The organism is Rhizobium sp. WCS2018Hpa-16 (assembly GCF_031843705.1).
In the GTDB taxonomy this organism is placed as follows: domain Bacteria; phylum Pseudomonadota; class Alphaproteobacteria; order Rhizobiales; family Rhizobiaceae; genus Agrobacterium; species Agrobacterium tumefaciens_C.
The window spans coordinates 277,383-296,072 of sequence record NZ_JAVTIX010000004.1 but is presented as its reverse complement, the minus strand read 5'-3'; the positions used below and the strand labels follow the sequence as shown (position 1 = coordinate 296,072).

Genomic DNA, 18,690 nt, shown 5'->3' with positions numbered 1-18,690 from the left:
TTTGCAAGGCTTCAATATGCGTTTCTCATTTCTGCCCGTCATCGTTCTCGCGATGCCCATTCTGGAAATTGCCGGTTTCATCGTGGTTGGAAAGGCGCTCGGTCTGTGGTTGACGCTAGGCCTTGTGCTATTCACCTCGTTTCTCGGTTTGATGATCCTGCGCGCCGGCGGGCTTGGCATGGTTCGCGATCTGCAGAATGCGGGCAAGACGGGTGAGCAGCCGGCACAGGCCATGATCAGCGGCGGCCTGCGGGTCATCGCCGGTATTTTGCTTTTCCTGCCCGGCTTCATCACAGATATCATCGGTCTTCTCCTGCTCGTGCCAGCCGTTCGCGCACTCATGTGGAAGGCGCTGGGATCGCGTATTGTCGTGGCGGGCGCATTCAGAGGTGCAGGCGCGCGCACATCCAGTGGCCCTTCCGGCCATCCCGGCTTTCGCCCCGGTCCGCAGCCGGATGGTGCTTCCAAGGTGGTCGATCTGGATGAGGATGACTTCCACCGTGATGGCCCGAACCAGTCTCCCTGGTCGCCTGACCGGGACAACCGGGACCTGCCAAAACCCTGATCCCCTAAAGTCGGAGGGTTGTAAGGCATTTGTCGAGATGATAGACGGGCTTGCAAGAATTCCATGCTCGAGGACATGATATGACCACTGAAAACGGTGCGCAGGACGGTGCAAACCCTTCCCTCAACATTTTGACCCAGTACACCAAGGATTTGTCGTTCGAAAATCCCGGTGCACCGCGTTCGCTTCAGGCTCGTGATGGCGCACCTGCCATCAACATCAATGTCAACGTCAATGCCAACCCCATTTCCGGGTCGGATTTCGACGTTGTGTTGACGCTGAATGCCGAAGCCAAGGATGGCGACAAGGTGCTCTTCGTTGCTGAGCTGACCTATGGCGGCGTTTTCCGCATCACCGGTTTCCCGCAAGAACACATGCTGCCGGTTCTCTTTATCGAGTGCCCGCGCCTTTTGTTCCCGTTCGCACGCCAGATCATTGCCGACGTAACCCGCAACGGTGGCTTCCCGCCGCTGATGATCGACCCGATCGATTTCTCGCAGATGTTTGCGCAGCGCGTTGCCGAAGAACAGGCCCGCGCCAAGGTTCAGGCCGTACCAAACTAATCTCCGTCATTGACGAGAGACGACAGAAACCCGGGTCAACGCCCGGGTTTTTTAATGCCTGTATTTATTCCAGATGGCCTTATCACCCATGGCGAGAACCAGCTTGCCATGGGCGGCAGCTGTTTCCGGGTCCAGTCTCGATGGCAAGGCCCGTGGCCGGACGGGAATATCGATGGGGCCATCATCGACAACATCATTGGTACGGGCTTTGGTCCCACCGCCGAAGCCAAGCGCAGTCTGGCGACCGCCAATCATCTCGATATAGACTTCTGCCAGAAGTTCGGAGTCGAGCAAAGCTCCGTGTCTGGTGCGGTGCGCATTGTCGATACCATACCGGCGGCAGAGCGCATCGAGCGAGTTTGGGCCCATCGGATGCTTGCGCCGCGCCATGGACAGGGTGTCTGTCACAAGTTCCGGCGACACCGGCTCTATGCCCAGCCTTGCAAACTCCGCATTGATGAAACCCATATCGAAGGTCGCATTGTGCGCTACCCAGCGCGCACCTTCGAAGAAGTCGCGGATTTCCTGGACGACATCTGCAAATTTCGGCTTGTCGCGCAGAAACTCATCGGTAATTCCGTGAACCGCCAGCGCATCGGGGTGCACTTTGCGATCTTCCGGGTTGATATAGAGATGCAGCGTTTTGCCCGTCGGGAAGTGATTGAAAAGCTCAATGCCGCCGATTTCGATGATACGGTCGGCCTTGGATTCCAGACCGGTGGTTTCCGTATCGAAAATGATCTCACGCATTGTCTTCTCTTTCCTCTCGCGCCGAGCGCAACATCTCAAGCACTGCACGGACTTGGTCGCGGGCGTCGTCGACGCTGGTGTTGGTATCGATCACAAAATCAGCACGTGATCTCTTTTCCTCATCCGGCATCTGCCGTGCAAGGATCAATTCAAATTTCTCTTCCGTCATGCCGGGTCGGGCTAGAACACGCTCGCGCTGTCGCTTCGGTGAACAAGTCACAACGACGACAGTATCGACCCGGTTTTCCGCACCTGTCTCAAAGAGCAGCGGTATATCAAGAAGCGCAAATTCGGCGTTGCCATGGCGTGCCTGCTCCAGAAATTCATCCTGCTTCTGCCGGACCAGAGGATGAACAATCTTCTCGAGGATCTGAAAATTAGCCGGATTCTGTCGAAGGATATCTCCGAGTTTCTGCCGGTCAACCTTTCCATCCTGCGTGGTGCCGGGAAAGGCCTTTTCCACCAGCGCCACGGCCTCACCCTCATAGAGTTGGTGCACAACCGCATCGGAATCACAGACCGCGACACCCTCTTGCGCAAACAGCTTGGCAGTCGTTGATTTGCCAGTGCCAATCGATCCTGTGAGCCCGATGGTAATCATCAATGACTCGCAATATCGGCGATAATCATTTCTCGCAATTCTTCATCCACCTCAGGCATTGGCCCGAACCATTTCTGAAAGCCGGGTTTTGCCTGATGAAGCAGCATGCCCAATCCGTCCACCGTCGCAAAACCCTGACGCTCAGCCATCGCGAGAATGGGTGTCTGGAGGGGCACATAGACAATATCAGTCACGACGGCACCAGCAGACAATGTCGAGAAATCAATCTCTGGCGCACCATGACCATCCATGCCGAGAGAGGTCGTGTTGACGAAGAGACCGCACCCCGACATCACCTCCTGCAATGCATCGAAGGCATGGGCGTGGACAGTCTTTCCAAACCGATCTTTCAATTCCCTGGCACGATCCACGGTCCGGTTGACCACATGGATGTCTTGATAGCCGCGGTTGCGCAGCGCCTGAATGACCGCACGGCTTGCCCCGCCGGCGCCAAGAACGACCGCTTTGCCGCCCTTGTCCCAGCCCGCATGGCAAGCATCGAGATTGGACACAAAACCATAACCATCCGTATTGGTGGCATGAACAAGCCCGTCTTCCAGCCACACCGTGTTGGCTGCGCCCATCTCCTGCGCAATCTCATCTGGACGATCAGCCAATCGGTAGGCGGATTCCTTGTGGGGAATCGTCACATTACCGCCGACAAATCCACCATTGGTCCCATTCTTCAAATCGGACATGAAGGTCGCGAAATTGTCTGGTGTAATTTCAACCGCCTCATAGGTTCCCGCAATACCGAACCGCTTCAACCAATGTCCATGAATGAGCGGCGAGCGCGAGTGCTTGATCGGGTAGCCGGTGACGAAGGCCTTGATGGTTAATGTTTCACGTGAATCAACCATCGATCAGGCCCAATGTGTGAAGTTTCGTTAATAATGGCAGCAGCGGCAAGCCGAGGATCGTGAAATAATCCCCCTCAATGGCGCTGAACAACTGAATGCCCTCGCCTTCGAGCTGATAGGCGCCGACACTGGACAGCACTTTTTCCCCCACCCGCTCCAGGTGGCGGTGAACAAATGATGGGTGAAGTTCGCGCATCGTCATATCGGCAAATGTCACGATCTCCCAAAGGATCTCGCCATTGCGGGCGATGGCCGCGCCGCAGTTCAAACGATGGGTCTTTCCTGACAATGACATGAGATTGGCATGCGCTTGCGCCATGTCTTTAGGCTTGTGATAAATCCTGGTCCCAAACGACATCGTCTGATCGCAACCCACCACCATGGCGTCCGGCTTTACCGCGCTGACCGCAAGCGCCTTCGCCTTGGCAAGCTCTACGGCAATCCTGTCCGGCGTCGCTCCATCCTTTTCAAGAGCAGCATCAATGGCGCGCTCATCAATATCGGCAGGCTCGGCGGAAAATGTCAGTCCAGCATTGCGCATCAACATTTGTCGTGATGCGCTGGAGGAAGCGAGTATCAGCTCTGGTTTCATCAACCGGGGTCTCCAAACAAGGGTGCGAAGGGGATTACCGTGTCCGTGGGCGCAGGGCAAGAATGGCTGCCGCCGTCTCTTCAATCGAGCGCCTGGTTACGTCAATCAATGGCCAGTTGTTGCGGGCGCAGAGCGCGCGGGCGTATTTCAGCTCCTCCATGATGGTGGCGCGGTCAATATATTGTCCGCGATCAAAGCCACCCGTCGTGCCCAACTCACGGTTTTCACGCACCTGGGATATACGGTCAGACGTTGCGACGAGACCGACAATCAGCGGCTTTGTTGCCTTATAAAGACTGTCGGGCAAAGGCACGTCCGGCACCACAGGTATATTGGCGGTCTTGATGCCGCGATTGGCTAGATAGATGCTGGTTGGCGTTTTTGACGTTCGGCTGATGCCGATGATAACGACATCCGCTTCATCATAATGTTCCGGCATCTGCCCATCATCATGGTCCATGGCATAGTTCAGCGCTTCGATGCGGGCAAAATAATCCGCGTTGAGGGCATGCTGCGCACCGACCCTTCGCCGCGAGACCGCACCCAGATAGGTCTGGAAAATGCCGATGACCGGCTCCAGAACATTGACGCAGGGCACACCGATTGCATGGCATTGAAGGTCGAGGAACTCGGCCAGCTGCTCATCGACAATGGTGTAGAGCACGATGCCCGGTTCCTTATCGATGCTGTCGATGACCTTTTGCAGCTGTTTCTGGTTTCGGATCATCGGATAAACATGCTCAAGCGGCATGGCAGAGTGAAACTGCGCAGAAACCGCCCTGCCCGCGGACATCAGAGTCTCGCCGGTTGAGTCAGAAATCAGGTGCAGATGGAAGAAACTTTTTGGGTTCTCCACGTTGTTTTTCTCTCCCTGTTGATAGAGGTGCACAACATGAGGGCTGGAAGCCATCGCCGGGTCACCGAGCGTATAACTTCCGTTTTATCCACAATTGGCTTTCCGGTGTAGCCAGCAAATCGGTGATTGTGGATTATGGGGAGAGATAAAGGCGATTAAATTTCATCCAGAGCTTATCCACAGGGCTGGCTATCACGCGCTCTCTCCCAAATCATTGAATCTGCTAATAAATTTCCATTGATCCGCACAGTTTTCCCATTTGCCCAGTCCGCTATCCGATTGGATCAGCCTTTCCCACAGATGCGGCATTTAGACTGGATGAATTTTAATCCTTGCTACTCACAGACTCTAAGAAATAGAAAATCATTTAGATCTATTAGATTTTATTTTTAGAGAAGATGTGTGCATGGCTGAGCGAAGCGTAATCCGGGTTCTCAACGGTGAGACACTCTCCCCACCTCCGATCTGGCTTATGAGACAGGCAGGACGATATCTGCCGGAGTACCGCGAGACGAGGAAGACAGCAGGGAGTTTTCTCGATCTCTGTTATAATCCAGAGCTTGCGACAGAAGTGACGCTCCAGCCCATCCGTCGCTTCGATCTCGATGCTGCAATTCTGTTTTCAGATATTCTCGTGATCCCGGATGCCCTGAACCGCAATGTCACCTTCACGGAAGGCAGGGGTCCGGCCATGGACCCGATCAATCCGGAAGAGATTTCCGCACTGAAGGGTGATGGCGTTCTGGCGCATCTGGCCCCGGTCTTTGAGACGGTGAAGCGCCTGAGACATGAGCTCCCCGAAAAGACCACCCTTCTTGGTTTCTGCGGTGCGCCCTGGACTGTGGCGACCTACATGATTGCTGGCCACGGAACACCCGATCAGGCGCCGGCCCGCCTTTTCGGTTATCAACACCCCGAAGCGATGGAAAAGCTGCTGGCGTTTCTGGCTGAGATGTCTGCCGATTATCTCGTTTCACAGATTGATGCCGGTGCCGATGCCGTTCAGATTTTCGATTCCTGGGCGGGCGTGCTGGGCGAGAAGGAATTCGAGGACTACGCGGTGAAGCCTGTTGCGCGCATCATCGCCTCCGTTCGTGCCCGCCGTCCCGGTGCCAAGATCATCGCATTCGCCAAGGGTGCCGGTATTCTCTTGAAGGATTATCGCCAGAAGACGGGAGCGAATGCCATTGGTCTCGACTGGAGTGTTCCCCTCTCCTTCGCCCAGGAGCTTCAAAAGGATGGCGCGGTTCAGGGCAACCTTGATCCGATGCGGATGGTTTCCGGCGGCAAGTCCCTCGATGAGGGCATCGACGCCATCCTTCAGGTCCTGGGCAACGGCCCGCTGATCTTCAATCTCGGTCATGGCATCACGCCGCAAGCGGATCCTGAGAATGTCGCCAGACTTGTATCGCGTGTTCGCTCCTATGGAGCCAGATGATGAGCGACAACGCCCAGACATCAGCCACAGCAGGCCGAAAGACCCGGTTGCGGGCAGGAGCAGCACTGGCTGTCTTCGTTGGCATGGTGGCTGTGGTGCTGCATGTCGATCCGGCTGATGCCTATCTGTGGATCAAGGCCCTTCACATCATCGCGGTCATCTCATGGATGGCAGGTCTGTTCTATTTGCCCCGGCTGTTCATCTACCACACGGATGCTGCGCCGGGCTCTGATAAGTCCGAGACCTTCAAGATCATGGAACAGAGACTGATGAAGGTCATCATGAACCCTGCCATGATGATTTCCTGGGTGCTCGGGCTCTATCTCGCCTGGTCGGTCTATGGCTTTTCGGGTGGGTGGCTTCATGCCAAAATCGCACTCGTCGTTGCCATGACTGTGACGCATGTGTATTTCAGCCGCAGTGTTCGCCGCTTTGCACGGGACGAAAACACCTGCAATGCCCGTCACTGGCGGTTGATGAATGAAGTTCCAACCCTTCTGATGATCGCAATCGTCATACTTGTGGTTGTGAAACCCTTCGCATAACGGCTCATCACGATAATTTTCTCGGAATTGGTGCTTTCCTCTTGCGGGTTTCGGGTTGAGCCGCTATTTTCCGCACACTCATCTCAATGGCATGTGAATTATTCAGCCGTCTGCGGGACACCCTCAGTACCTGATTCGCGATCAAGCCTTCCCCCACACACATATTTAAAACGGTCTTTCTCTTCATGGCTGAAATGAAGCTTCAGGAACTTAAGAGCAAATCTCCGACTGATTTGCTGACTTTTGCCGAATCCCTGGAAGTCGAAAACGCGAGCACGATGCGCAAGCAGGAGCTCATGTTTGCTATCCTCAAGGTTCTGGCGAGCCAGGACGTCGAGATCATTGGTGAAGGTGTCGTTGAAGTTCTTCAGGACGGTTTCGGCTTCTTGCGTTCCGCGAATGCCAACTACCTCCCCGGCCCCGACGATATCTATATTTCGCCATCGCAGATCCGCCGTTTCTCGCTGAAAACAGGCGATACGGTGGAAGGCCCGATCCGTGGGCCCAAGGAAGGTGAGCGTTATTTCGCCCTTCTGAAAGTCAACACGATCAATTTCGATGACCCGGAGAAGATCCGTCATAAGGTCCACTTCGACAATTTGACGCCGCTTTACCCGAATGAGCGGTTCAAACTGGAACTGGAAATTCCGACATCCAAGGATCTGTCCGCCCGCGTGATGGATCTCGTCACGCCGCTCGGCAAGGGCCAGCGTGGATTGATCGTCGCGCCACCGCGCACTGGTAAGACAGTTCTGTTGCAGAATATCGCGCACTCGATCACCGCGAACCATCCAGAATGCTATCTGATCGTGCTTCTCATCGATGAGCGGCCGGAAGAAGTGACGGACATGCAGCGCTCCGTTAAGGGCGAAGTTGTTTCCTCCACTTTCGATGAGCCAGCCGTTCGCCACGTTCAGGTCGCGGAGATGGTCATTGAAAAGGCCAAGCGCCTTGTCGAACATGGCCGTGACGTCGTTATCCTGCTGGATTCGATCACACGTCTCGGACGCGCCTACAACACCGTTGTTCCCTCTTCCGGCAAGGTCTTGACCGGTGGTGTGGATGCGAACGCCCTTCAGAGGCCTAAGCGTTTCTTCGGTGCGGCTCGTAACATCGAAGAAGGCGGCTCGCTGACCATCATCGCGACGGCCCTGATCGATACTGGCAGCCGTATGGATGAAGTCATCTTTGAAGAGTTCAAGGGTACTGGTAACTCGGAAATCGTTCTGGATCGCAAGGTGGCCGATAAGCGCATCTTCCCATCTATGGATATTCTCAAATCCGGTACGCGTAAGGAAGACCTCCTCGTGCCGCGCCAGGATCTTCAGAAAATCTTTGTTCTTCGCCGGATTCTCGCGCCAATGGGAACAACGGATGCCATCGAGTTCCTGATCGACAAGCTGAAGCAGACAAAGACAAATGGCGATTTCTTCGAATCGATGAACACCTGATTCATCGGCCTGTCTTGTAGCAATGAGTGATAAGGCCGCGTCTGGAAAACGGACGCGGCCAATTGTTTGAGAGGTAGGGAGAACCAGATGGCGCACTCGGAAAGTACAATATATGCGCTTTCAAGTGGGCGCCTGCCAGCGGGTGTCGCTGTACTACGCATCAGCGGAGCGGAAGCGTTTAATGCGCTGGCAGCGCTGATCGGTCCTCGACTGCCCTCACCTCGGAATGCGTCCCTTAAAACGATTCGAAACCGAAACAATGAGGTTTTGGATCAGGCTCTTGTCCTTGTGTTTCCCGGTCCTAATTCTTTTACCGGCGAAGATTGCGTGGAAATCCAGCTTCACGGAAGCCTTGCGGTTGTTGACGCGGTGTTTGCCGAGTTGGACGCCATTCCCGGGCTTCGACCTGCCGAAGCCGGAGAGTTTTCTAAGCGCGCCTTTGATAATGGCAAGATGGACCTGCTGGAAGTCGAGGGTCTGGCAGATCTTCTGAAAGCGGAAACGGAAATGCAAAGGCGGCTCGCCGTCGAGCAGACTTCTGGGAGACTGTCAGCGGTTTATGATGGCTGGGCAAACAAGCTCACCCGCTGCCGTGCGTTGATCGAGGCGGAGCTCGATTTCTCGGATGAGGAAGACGTGCCTGACTCCGTAGCGGCGCAGGTCTGGGATGAAGTCGGTAAACTGCATCTGGAGATTTCCCAGCATCTGAGCGGTAACGCATCCTCGGAAATCATTAGGGATGGTTTCAAAGTCGCCCTCGTTGGCGCGCCGAATGTGGGTAAATCAAGCCTTCTGAATGCATTGAGCGGACGTGACGTCGCTATTGTGACTGATATTGCCGGGACCACGCGCGATGTGATCGACGTTGACCTCAATATTGCCGGTTACCTTGTGCGGCTCTACGACACGGCCGGTCTGCGAGAGACTGTTGACCTAGTTGAGATTGAAGGGATTTCTCGAGCCCGCAGAACTGCGGCCCAGGCTGATCTCGTTTTGCTTCTCTGCGATATCGATTCGGAATCGCAACAAATTGAAACGGCGGGAGATACGACCGTCCTACGCCTGGTAACCAAAGCTGATCTGCTCGGTGGCGATGTGCTTACTGACTGTGATCTCGCCATATCCGCCAAGACCGGCATTGGCCTCGATGCGTTGAGATTGGCGATTACCTCTGAGATTCAAAAGCGCGTTGGCTCGAGCCATGGGCTAGCTCCCGTTCGCGCTCGTCATAAGAAACGCCTTGAAGAGACGCTCAACTATGTTAGTGATGCGCAGAATTCCGAAGGAATGGACCTTGCAATCAGGTCGGAGTATCTCAGATTGGCGGCGATGTCGCTGGGGCGTATAACCGGACGCGTCGATGTTGAGGATTTGCTCGGTGTGATTTTCTCCGAGTTCTGTATCGGAAAATGATTCACGTGAAACATTGAGCCGGACGCGGCTTCAAGAAACAAGGATTTATTATAATGACATATGATGTCGTTGTAATTGGCGGAGGTCATGCCGGTAGCGAAGCGGCCGCTGCTGCCGCACGTCACGGTGCAAAGACGGCGCTGCTCACCCATAATGCGCAGACAATCGGTATCATGTCCTGCAACCCTGCCATTGGTGGTTTGGGTAAGGGTCATTTGGTCCGCGAAATCGATGCGCTTGATGGATTGATGGGCCGCGTTGCCGATGCGGCTGGCATTCAATTTCGTATGCTGAACAGAAAAAAGGGTCCTGCCGTTCGTGGGCCCCGCACCCAGGCAGACCGCAAGCTTTATAAGCAAGCGATGCAGCGCGAGATCGCTGAGATCGGCAATCTGAACGTTGTCGAAGGCGATGCCTATGATATCGAGTTCAAGGACGGAGTCATTTCTGCGGTCGTTCTGGCCAGTGGAGAGAAGATCGCTTGCCGTGCAGTCGTCCTAACAAGCGGCACATTCCTTCGAGGCTTGATCCATATCGGTTCCGAAAAGATTCCGGCTGGCCGTGTTGGCGAGAAACCTTCCGTTGGTCTGTCGGACACTCTGGCGCGTGCTGGCCTTAAAATGGGCCGGCTGAAAACCGGAACACCGGCGCGGCTTGACGGCAGGACGATCGATTGGGACGCAGTTGAGCGCCAAGGCGCGGACGAGGATCCAATTCCTTTCTCCTTCATGACGGATACGATCTCAAACCGGCAGATCGAATGCGGTGTTACCCGCACCACGCCTGCGGGTCATAAAATTATTCAGGATAATATCCACCTTTCAGCCATGTATTCTGGTCAGATCGAAGGCGTCGGCCCGCGCTATTGCCCGTCGATCGAAGACAAAATCGTTCGCTTCGGCGAGCGTGATGGCCACCAGATATTCCTCGAGCCAGAAGGGCTTGATGACGACACGATATATCCCAACGGTATTTCGACGTCTCTTCCTCTGTCCGTGCAGGAGATGTTCATTCATACGATCCCGGGTCTGGAGAAGGTCAAAATTCTTCAGGCGGGCTATGCAATCGAATATGATTACGTCGATCCCAGAGAATTGCGCCCGTCGCTCGAATGCCGGAAAATTCCCGGTCTGTTTCTGGCTGGGCAAATCAACGGTACAACCGGCTATGAAGAGGCGGCGGCGCAGGGGCTTGTGGCTGGGCTTAACGCTTCGCTACTGGCTAGCAATAGGGCTCCCCTGCATTTCAGCCGGACCGAATCCTATATCGGCGTCATGATTGATGATCTGACGTCCAAAGGTGTATCAGAGCCATACCGCATGTTTACGTCTCGTGCCGAGTACCGCTTATCGCTTCGCGTCGATAATGCAGACCTTCGGTTGACGCCGGTTGGTCTGGCGGCTGGCATTGTCGACGCATCGCGCGCGAAGCGATACGGTGAATTTGTAGATGACCTTGACCAGGCGCGTACCCGTCTGCAGGATTTGTCCATTACGCCATCGCAAGCTGGCGTCCACGGGTTGAAGCTCAACCGCGATGGGCAGAGGCGAACAGCTTATGAACTCCTCGCCTATCCTGATACAACCGTTGACAGCCTTAAGCAGGTCTGGCCTGAGCTTTCCGCTTTGTCTCCGAAAATCGCTGAGGTTCTGGAAATCGAAGCGAGCTACGCGGTCTATATGAAGCGTCAGCATGCTGACATCGTCGATATCAAGCGTGATGAAGACCGAGCCATACCGGATGACTTCGATTTTACACAGCTGTCCGGCCTTTCGAGCGAGCTGAAGCAGAAGCTTCAGGCCGCCCGCCCTACCAGCATTGCGCAGGCAGCGAGAGTGGATGGAATGACACCCGCTGCGATATCGCTAATCCTTGCCTTGGTAAGAAAAGGCTCTGCCTCCACCGTCGAAAAGCGCACAGCACAGCTATAACGAGTCCTAGCATGATGATAAACGGCCAGAGTGTTTCACGTGAAACACAAGAACGACTCGAGCATTTTGTCGAGCTTTTCAAGAAATGGAATGCCACGACAAATCTGGTGGCTCCCTCCACTCTTCCAGAGCTATGGTCGCGCCATATTGCCGATAGTGCCCAGATATTCCATCTGTCCTCCCAGTCCCGAACTTGGGTAGACCTGGGTAGTGGTGGGGGTTTTCCGGGAATTATCACGGCCATTCTGCTGGCCGAGCAGCAGGATGGATGGGTTCATCTCGTTGAAAGCAATAATAAGAAAGCCGGATTCCTGCGCGTTGCGCTGAAAGAAACCGGCGCACGCGGCTCGGTCCATCCGGTTAGAATCGAAACTGCGCCTTCGCTTGTAGGTCCCTGTGATGCTGTCTCTACACGCGCACTGGCAGAGCTTGATGCATTGTTCGATTACATCCATCCGTGGGTCGTTTTGAACGGTGAATTGCGTTCCTATCTCAACAAAGGCAGGGATTACGAAGCCGAGGTGCAGAAAGCCCGTATTCGTTGGGATTTCGATCTGATAAGACATCAAAGCAGTATAGAAGCGAGCTCTGTAGTGCTCGAAATCAGTGATCTACGTCGAAAAGCTGATTGACCAGGTCAGGTACGGCATCATGTTTGAAAAAAATCGCATCATTACGATCGCCAATCAAAAGGGTGGTGTGGGAAAGACGACCACGGCCATCAATCTGGCAACCGCTTTGGCGGCAATTGGTGAGCGTGTTCTTCTGGTTGATCTCGATCCACAGGGCAATGCGAGCACGGGACTTGGCATAGACCGTCGCGAGCGTAAGCTTTCATCTTACGATCTGTTGATTGGCGCCAATTCAATCAGCGAAGTCGTTGTCCCAACAGCCGTTCCCAATCTCGACATTGTCGCATCAACGATGGATTTGCTGGGCTTCGAGATGGAAGTGGCGAATTCGTCCAACCGCGTCTTTCTGCTGCGAAGCGCGTTGCATTCCGCTGAGGCTCTGGCTTATTCCTACATTCTGGTTGACTGCCCTCCTTCGTTCAATTTGCTGACGATGAATGCCATGGCAGCAGCGCATTCCGTTCTGGTCCCTCTCCAATGCGAATTCTTTGCGCTCGAAGGTCTCAGCCAGCTACTCGATACGGTCAATCAGATACGCGGCACGGTCAATCCGGCTCTAGATATTCAAGGCATCGTTCTGACGATGTTCGATTCCCGCAACAATCTCGCGCAACAGGTTGTGAACGATGTTCGTACGCATCTTGGGGAAAAGGTCTACCACACCCTCATCCCTCGGAATGTCCGTGTGTCTGAGGCGCCATCCTATGGTAAGCCAGCGATCCTGTATGATCTGAAATGTGCGGGCAGCCAGGCCTATTTGCAGCTGGCGTCCGAAGTCATTCAGCGTGAACGCTTGCGGAAGGCGGCGTAGCAAGGCTTGCTGTCTGGATTGTTGACGGCTAACGCCTCTGATATCCTGACGTAAGCGGTTAAGCCAGTTTGGGCTGGCAGGTTATTTTGGAGTATTTTTCATGAGCGACGATCTATCCAAACGCCGGTTGGGGCGCGGCCTTGCCGCATTGATTGGCGAGATGGACCAGCCTCTGCCTGTTGGCGGAGAGCAGCGTCCCGTGAGCCCGGACCGGATGATCCCGATCGAGTTCATCGCTCGTAGCCCGCGCAATCCTCGTCGTCATTTTGACGAGAGCGAGCTCCAGGATCTGGCATCATCGATCCGGCAGCATGGTATCGTACAGCCTGTCGTTGTGAGAACGGTTGAGCCCAACCGTTACGAGATTATCGCCGGTGAACGCCGATGGCGCGCCGCGCAGCTTGCAGGCTTTACGGAAGTGCCCGTCATCGTGCGTGACGTGGATGATCGGACGGCGCTGGAGCTTGCGATCGTTGAAAACGTTCAGCGCTCGGACCTCAACCCGCTCGAAGAAGCGCTTGGTTATGACCAGCTGATTGCCGAGCATGGTTATACGCAAAACGATCTCGGTGAAATCATTGGTAAGAGCCGCAGCCATGTTGCCAACAGCCTGCGTCTTCTGAAGCTGCCTGATGCCGTTCGTGACATGCTGGCTGAGGGTACGCTTTCGGCAGGCCATGCGCGTGCGCTCGTGCCGACGTCCGATCCAACCTATCTTGCGCGCAACATCGTGTCACGCGGGCTATCGGTTCGCGATGCTGAGCGCCTTGCGCAGGCAGATATCAGGGCGCAGCTTGATCCTATGCACGCCCGCAAGCCGGAACACGAGAAAGATTCCGACACGATTGCGTTGGAGCGTACGCTAGCCGACGCTCTCGGCCTGGATGTGAAAATCAATCACAAGGGAACGGGCGGGCATATCCGCATCAACTACCGCACGTTGGAGCAGTTGGAAGCCGTTTGCCGCCTGCTGGAACAGAATTAAGCTCTATTCCGCTTAGCTAGTGATCAGGATCGTCGGGGGCGGTGCCCTCGCCGGTCAAAAATCTATCGCGCGCCCTTTGATTTCCCAATCTCCGAAGCGCACCGGCTCGGCGCCGCCGCGTCCACCCGTTTCCGGGGGGAGTTCCATCTCTTTCGCCTGCTTACGGCGTTGCTCTGCTTCTGCCAGCGCGCGCTCAGCGGCGGGTGACAGGACTTTGACGACATCATCGTTATTGTCGTGATCGGGCGTATCCATATCTCAGACCTCATGACGCGATATTGAAAAGCGTTTCTTCGTCACCCAGATTATAGAAGTCGTGGGCTTGATAAGCAATTTCACTTTTTGCGGAGATTTTTTGATGAACATGATGCGTACTGCCATGCTGTTGGCGTTCATGACAGCCTTGTTCATGGGTCTCGGTTTCCTCATCGGTGGGCGGGGCGGCATGATGATTGCGCTGCTGTTTGCGGCGGGCATGAACCTGTTTTCCTACTGGAATTCAGACAAGATGGTGCTGAAGGCCTATCACGCGCAGGAGATTGACGAGCATAATGCGCCCGAATTCTTCTCGATGATCCGTGATCTCTCTCACAATGCCAATCTGCCGATGCCGAAAGTCTATGTCTATGACAGCCCGCAGCCGAACGCCTTCGCAACCGGCCGCAATCCTGAGAACGCGGCGGTCGCAGCATCCACAGGCCTGATGGAGCAATTGACGCCGAATGAGGTGGCGGCGGTCATGGCGCATGAGCTTGCGCATATTCAGAACCGTGACACATTGATCATGACCATAACCGCGACGCTCGCGGGTGCTATTTCGATGCTTGGCAATCTCGCCTTCTTCATGGGCGGCAATCGCGAGAACAACAATCCGCTCGGCTTTATCGGTGTGATCGTCGGTATGATCGTTGCGCCCTTTGCTGCCATGCTGGTGCAAATGGCCATCAGCCGCACACGGGAATATTCTGCCGACCGTCGCGGTGCGGAAATATGCGGTAACCCATTGTGGCTGGCTTCGGCGCTGCAGAAGATTTCAGGCGCTGCGCAACGCATTCACAATGAGGATGCCGAGCGCAATCCCGCCACAGCGCATATGTTTATCATCAATCCGCTCTCCGGCCAGAAGATGGACAACCTGTTTTCGACCCATCCGAATGCCGAAAACCGGATTGCGGCTTTGCAAGCCATGTCACAGGAATTTTCTCGACCATCGACCTATCAGCCTACAAGTGCTAAGCCGGTCCGCAAATCACGCTCCGTCCCGAATATTGGTGGCGGAAAAGAAGACAATAATGAGCGTAAAGGTCCCTGGTCTTGACATCCGATTCCTCTGCCAAACCGGCAAAACAGTTTAAACGTCGCCCGTCTGGTAGAAATGTCGACTCATCCGAATTCGAGGGTGAGTGGAAGCCCGGCCTTGGGTCGCGCGTTGCTGCGGTTAAAATCCTGTCGGCGGTTCTCGACAAGCAGACCTCCCTTGACGGGATGATGGATGCTGAAAACGGCAATCCGGTCTATCGGGCGCTGAGTGTGGCGGACCGTGCTCTGGTGCGCGCTATCGTCAACACTGCACTTCGCCATCTGCCGCGCATCGAGCATGCGCTTGGCATGCTGCTGGACGGCCCCCTGCCCCAGGGTGCGCGCTCCTTGCACCATGTTCTCGTGGTTGGTGCGGCGCAGATGCTTTATCTCGATGTGCCTGACCATTCGGCGGTCGATCTCGCCGTTGAGCAGGCCCATCGCGACCCGCGCAACAAACGTTTCGTGAAACTCGTCAATGCTGTCTTGCGCCGTCTGGGCCGTGAAAAAGATGCAGTGCTTGAGGCCGTCAGCACCATTCCGGTTTTGCCGAAATGGTTCTACAGCAGGCTTGCCAAGGTTTACGGTGAAGACGCCGCAGCGCGCATGGCGCAAGCCCAGCTCATTCCGTCGGTCATCGATATTACCGTCAAATCTGAGCCTGAACTCTGGGCCGAAAAGCTGAACGGCCAGGTGATGCCGAATGGCACTGTCCGCCTAGGTTCTTTCGAGGGCTCTGTCTCGGCGCTTGAAGGTTTCGATCAGGGCGAATGGTGGGTGCAGGACTTTTCAGCCAGCATGCCGGTGCGCCTGATGGGCGATCTCAAGGGTAAGCGCGTGGCTGACCTGTGTGCTGCCCCCGGAGGCAAGACCGCGCAGCTTATTCTGAGCGGTGCAGCGGTCACGGCGCTGGACCAATCTGGCAACCGGCTGAAGCGGCTTCGTGAAAACCTGGGCCGCCTCCAAATGCAGGCGGAACTGGTTGAAACCAACATGCTCAAGTTTCAGCCGACGGAGCTTTTCGATGCCGTTCTGCTAGATGCACCCTGCTCTTCCACGGGAACTCTGCGCAAGCATCCTGATGTTTGCTGGACCAAGGATGAGAAGGATATCGCCAAGCTTGCCGGTTTGCAGGAGCAGATGTTGCGCCACGCCATAACGCTGGTCAAGCCGGGCGGCATCGTCGTCTTTTCCAATTGCTCCCTCGACCCATCCGAGGGTGAAGAGATGGTCGCCAAGGTTCTGGCCAGTGAAACATCGCTTGAACGGGTGCCTGTGACGGTCGACGCTTTCCCCGGAATGGAGATTGCGGTCAACCCCGATGGCGACCTTCGCACGACACCTGACATGTTCGGTGGTGTCGATGGCTTCTACGCCACGGTCCTGCGCCGGGTTTGAAAGCCTAATTCTCCCGACAGCCCACACAAGACGCTCCCTTTGAGGCCCTTGCCATATCGCCCTTAGCGATCTGGCCGGGGTTGGAGCCTTGTCGTGACTGCGTATATTTTGTTAACGGAATATGAAGTTTTCCGTGAAAGATTAAATGATTGTTTCAATGCTGGACAGAACCCCTTGGTCTTCGTGCCAACATAAATCTTTGCGCGGAGGGGAAACACACGTTTGGTAAAATCCCTGAACAGTCGCTTCGGTACCGCAGGCTTGTTTCTACGCACCCTCAGAACTCATGTGATGACCGAGGTTGCGGTTCTGCGTCTGAAGGTCCTGAAGCTCGCAGATCGCGCGCCTCGCGGCCTCGTGGCGGCGCCCACGGATCTGCGGGCTGCCGATCCCTACGTCGCGCAGGAACTTGTCCATGGGCGCATCGCTCTGGGCGGGCGTATTCTCGACACTGGCGGGGCATCGCCCTTTTCCATGGAAATGCCGTCTCTGGCATTTGAAGAAAGGCTGCATGCTTTCAGCTGGTTGAGGCATGTTCGGGTGGCGAAGTCCGAGGAAGCCTGCATTCGTGCCCGCATGTTGGTTTCCGACTGGATGTCCCAGCACGGGCGCAAGATCAAGGGCGTTGCGTGGGCACCTGAAACAACGGCGCAGCGGTTGATTGCGTGGCTGTCGCACTCCCCTGTCATTCTTCAGAATGCCGATGCGGGCTTCTATCGCCGCTTCCTTCGAAATCTCGGCTATCATGTCGCCTATCTCAACTTCATCGCAAAATATGCGCCGGATGGTGAAATCAGGCTGAAGATCCGCATTGCGCTTGCTATTGCGTCTATCGCGCTGCCCAACCGGCCAGCGCGGATGGCGCATATTGGCATGAAGCTTGATCGCGAGCTGGAGCGACAGGTGCGGCCAGACGGTGGGCATGTGTCTCGTAACCCTCGTATCATGCTGGAATTGCTGCTCGATCTGCTGCCGCTTCGGCAAAGCTACATCAATCTGGGCCATGACGTGCCGCCTGGGCTTGTGCCGGCCATAGACCGCATGTTTCCTGCACTTCGCTTCTTCCGCCATCAGGATGGCGATCTGGCTCTTTTCAACGGGTCTACGGCGACGCTTGCGAATGAGCTTGCCTCTGTTCTGCGCTATGATGAAACCTCGGGGCGTCCCTCCCGGGCCTTGCCTGATATTGCCTATCAACGTCTCTCGGCGGAAGACACCGTCATCATCGTTGATACGGGTACGCCGCTGTCCATGGCGCTGTCGCGGGGAGCCCATTGTGGCTGCCTGTCTTTCGAGATGTCTTCGGTCCGCAACCGGTTCATCATCAATTCCGGCTTTCCTTCCTATGCCACAATGGATTTCCGGCGGGCCAGCCGTTCGACTGCTGCCCATTCTACATTGACGATTGAGGATACGTCCTCGTCGCGTCTGTCCCGCTCTCGGCTTCTTGGGCCTATCATGGTGGCAGGCATCAGCGGGGTTAAGGTTCAGCGTGAGACGGACCCGAACGGAGCGGATACGCTGACAGCGTCTCATGATGGCTATCTGAGGGAGTTCGGCTACATTCATGAGCGTGAGCTTTCCCTGGCGGCTCTTGGCAACAAGATCAAAGGCCGCGATCTGGTTCGGTTGGCAGATGAGGACCAGAAACAAGTGCCTGCTTTGGTCGAGGCTGTTTCACGTTTCCATATTCATCCGGCCATCGAGCTTGAGCGGCTGGATGATGACACGGTGATGATGCGTGCTGCAGACGGAACAAGCTGGGTGTTTTCAGCACCCGGCCAACCTGTGACCATCTCTGACGATGTCTTTATGGCAGATGCCTCCGGCATACGCCCCTCGCAACAGTTGGAAATCCGGTTTGAGGTTTCGGGCACGCGAGACATCCGTTGGCTTATTGAAAGAAAGCTCTAGGCATCCAAGCATCGCTTATCGGTGAAAAATCTGCGTTGATGTTCCGCTTATGCCTGCGTTCTGTTTATTAATGGGCGAAGCTGTGC

General features: G+C 55.4%; 19 protein-coding genes. 13 read left to right on the top strand and 6 right to left on the bottom strand.

Annotation, left to right across the window (positions count from 1 at the left end):
• Positions 1-16: 16 nt before the first annotated feature.
• The gene (locus tag RQI55_RS15400; protein WP_243258158.1) at positions 17-565 is read left to right on the top strand and encodes an FxsA family protein; all 549 of its coding nucleotides are present in this window, start codon (positions 17-19) and stop codon (positions 563-565) included.
• Positions 566-645: 80 nt separating this feature from the next.
• Positions 646-1,128, top strand: a complete 483-nt coding sequence (gene secB / locus RQI55_RS15395; protein ID WP_042615668.1) for a protein-export chaperone SecB — start codon at positions 646-648, stop codon at positions 1,126-1,128.
• A gap of 51 nt (positions 1,129-1,179) precedes the next feature.
• Here the strand turns inward: secB and dnaQ are convergent, their stop codons facing one another.
• From dnaQ to RQI55_RS15370, 5 genes are read right to left on the bottom strand one after another with little or no spacing between them, the layout of a single operon-like run.
• Complete coding sequence (gene dnaQ, locus RQI55_RS15390; protein WP_243258157.1) at positions 1,180-1,878, bottom strand: DNA polymerase III subunit epsilon; 699 nt, start codon at positions 1,876-1,878, stop codon at positions 1,180-1,182.
• On the bottom strand, positions 1,871-2,479 hold the full coding sequence (gene coaE / locus RQI55_RS15385; RefSeq protein WP_243258156.1) for a dephospho-CoA kinase: 609 nt from the start codon (positions 2,477-2,479) through the stop codon (positions 1,871-1,873). Before coaE ends, dnaQ begins: the two co-directional genes overlap by 8 nt.
• Entirely contained in the window at positions 2,479-3,339 is an 861-nt protein-coding gene (locus tag RQI55_RS15380) for a shikimate dehydrogenase (protein WP_311273139.1), read from the bottom strand. The genes coaE and RQI55_RS15380 overlap by 1 nt, the downstream gene beginning before the upstream one ends.
• Positions 3,332-3,931 carry a Maf-like protein gene (locus RQI55_RS15375; protein ID WP_311273138.1) on the bottom strand — a complete coding sequence of 200 codons (600 nt, stop codon included), beginning with the start codon at positions 3,929-3,931 and terminating at the stop codon, positions 3,332-3,334. Before RQI55_RS15375 ends, RQI55_RS15380 begins: the two co-directional genes overlap by 8 nt.
• 34 nt (positions 3,932-3,965) lie before the next feature.
• Entirely contained in the window at positions 3,966-4,787 is an 822-nt protein-coding gene (locus RQI55_RS15370; RefSeq protein ID WP_042615708.1) for a pyruvate, water dikinase regulatory protein, read from the bottom strand.
• A 406-nt stretch (positions 4,788-5,193) separates the two neighbouring features.
• Between RQI55_RS15370 and hemE the strand changes: the two genes are divergently transcribed.
• The 8 genes from hemE to RQI55_RS15330 all read left to right on the top strand — a co-directional run bounded on the left by hemE (position 5,194) and on the right by RQI55_RS15330 (position 13,993).
• Positions 5,194-6,225, top strand: coding sequence for a uroporphyrinogen decarboxylase (hemE, locus tag RQI55_RS15365; RefSeq protein ID WP_243258154.1), 1,032 nt, complete (start codon positions 5,194-5,196; stop codon positions 6,223-6,225).
• The gene (gene hemJ / locus RQI55_RS15360; protein WP_243258153.1) at positions 6,225-6,770 is read left to right on the top strand and encodes a protoporphyrinogen oxidase HemJ; all 546 of its coding nucleotides are present in this window, start codon (positions 6,225-6,227) and stop codon (positions 6,768-6,770) included. The genes hemE and hemJ overlap by 1 nt, the downstream gene beginning before the upstream one ends.
• 185 nt (positions 6,771-6,955) lie before the next feature.
• The gene (rho, locus tag RQI55_RS15355; protein ID WP_155398682.1) at positions 6,956-8,221 is read left to right on the top strand and encodes a transcription termination factor Rho; all 1,266 of its coding nucleotides are present in this window, start codon (positions 6,956-6,958) and stop codon (positions 8,219-8,221) included.
• Between the two features lie 87 nt (positions 8,222-8,308).
• Entirely contained in the window at positions 8,309-9,634 is a 1,326-nt protein-coding gene (gene mnmE / locus RQI55_RS15350) for a tRNA uridine-5-carboxymethylaminomethyl(34) synthesis GTPase MnmE (RefSeq protein ID WP_243258152.1), read from the top strand.
• Positions 9,635-9,687: 53 nt separating this feature from the next.
• Entirely contained in the window at positions 9,688-11,565 is a 1,878-nt protein-coding gene (gene mnmG, locus RQI55_RS15345; protein WP_279290548.1) for a tRNA uridine-5-carboxymethylaminomethyl(34) synthesis enzyme MnmG, read from the top strand.
• 11 nt (positions 11,566-11,576) lie between these two features.
• Positions 11,577-12,197, top strand: coding sequence for a 16S rRNA (guanine(527)-N(7))-methyltransferase RsmG (rsmG, locus tag RQI55_RS15340; protein WP_311273137.1), 621 nt, complete (start codon positions 11,577-11,579; stop codon positions 12,195-12,197).
• A 16-nt stretch (positions 12,198-12,213) separates the two neighbouring features.
• Positions 12,214-13,008, top strand: coding sequence for a ParA family protein (locus RQI55_RS15335; protein WP_042615706.1), 795 nt, complete (start codon positions 12,214-12,216; stop codon positions 13,006-13,008).
• 100 nt (positions 13,009-13,108) lie between these two features.
• Positions 13,109-13,993: a ParB/RepB/Spo0J family partition protein gene (locus RQI55_RS15330; protein ID WP_311273136.1), complete on the top strand. Its 885-nt coding sequence runs from the start codon at positions 13,109-13,111 to the stop codon at positions 13,991-13,993.
• A 54-nt stretch (positions 13,994-14,047) separates the two neighbouring features.
• Here the strand turns inward: RQI55_RS15330 and RQI55_RS15325 are convergent, their stop codons facing one another.
• Positions 14,048-14,248: a DUF1674 domain-containing protein gene (locus RQI55_RS15325; RefSeq protein WP_243258149.1), complete on the bottom strand. Its 201-nt coding sequence runs from the start codon at positions 14,246-14,248 to the stop codon at positions 14,048-14,050.
• A gap of 103 nt (positions 14,249-14,351) precedes the next feature.
• Between RQI55_RS15325 and htpX the strand changes: the two genes are divergently transcribed.
• The 3 genes from htpX to RQI55_RS15310 all read left to right on the top strand — a co-directional run bounded on the left by htpX (position 14,352) and on the right by RQI55_RS15310 (position 18,604).
• Positions 14,352-15,311: a zinc metalloprotease HtpX gene (htpX, locus tag RQI55_RS15320; protein ID WP_192065138.1), complete on the top strand. Its 960-nt coding sequence runs from the start codon at positions 14,352-14,354 to the stop codon at positions 15,309-15,311.
• Positions 15,302-16,690, top strand: a complete 1,389-nt coding sequence (locus RQI55_RS15315; protein WP_409233740.1) for an RsmB/NOP family class I SAM-dependent RNA methyltransferase — start codon at positions 15,302-15,304, stop codon at positions 16,688-16,690. The genes htpX and RQI55_RS15315 overlap by 10 nt, the downstream gene beginning before the upstream one ends.
• A gap of 291 nt (positions 16,691-16,981) precedes the next feature.
• Positions 16,982-18,604 carry a heparinase II/III family protein gene (locus RQI55_RS15310; protein ID WP_192065142.1) on the top strand — a complete coding sequence of 541 codons (1,623 nt, stop codon included), beginning with the start codon at positions 16,982-16,984 and terminating at the stop codon, positions 18,602-18,604.
• Positions 18,605-18,690 lie beyond the last annotated feature (86 nt).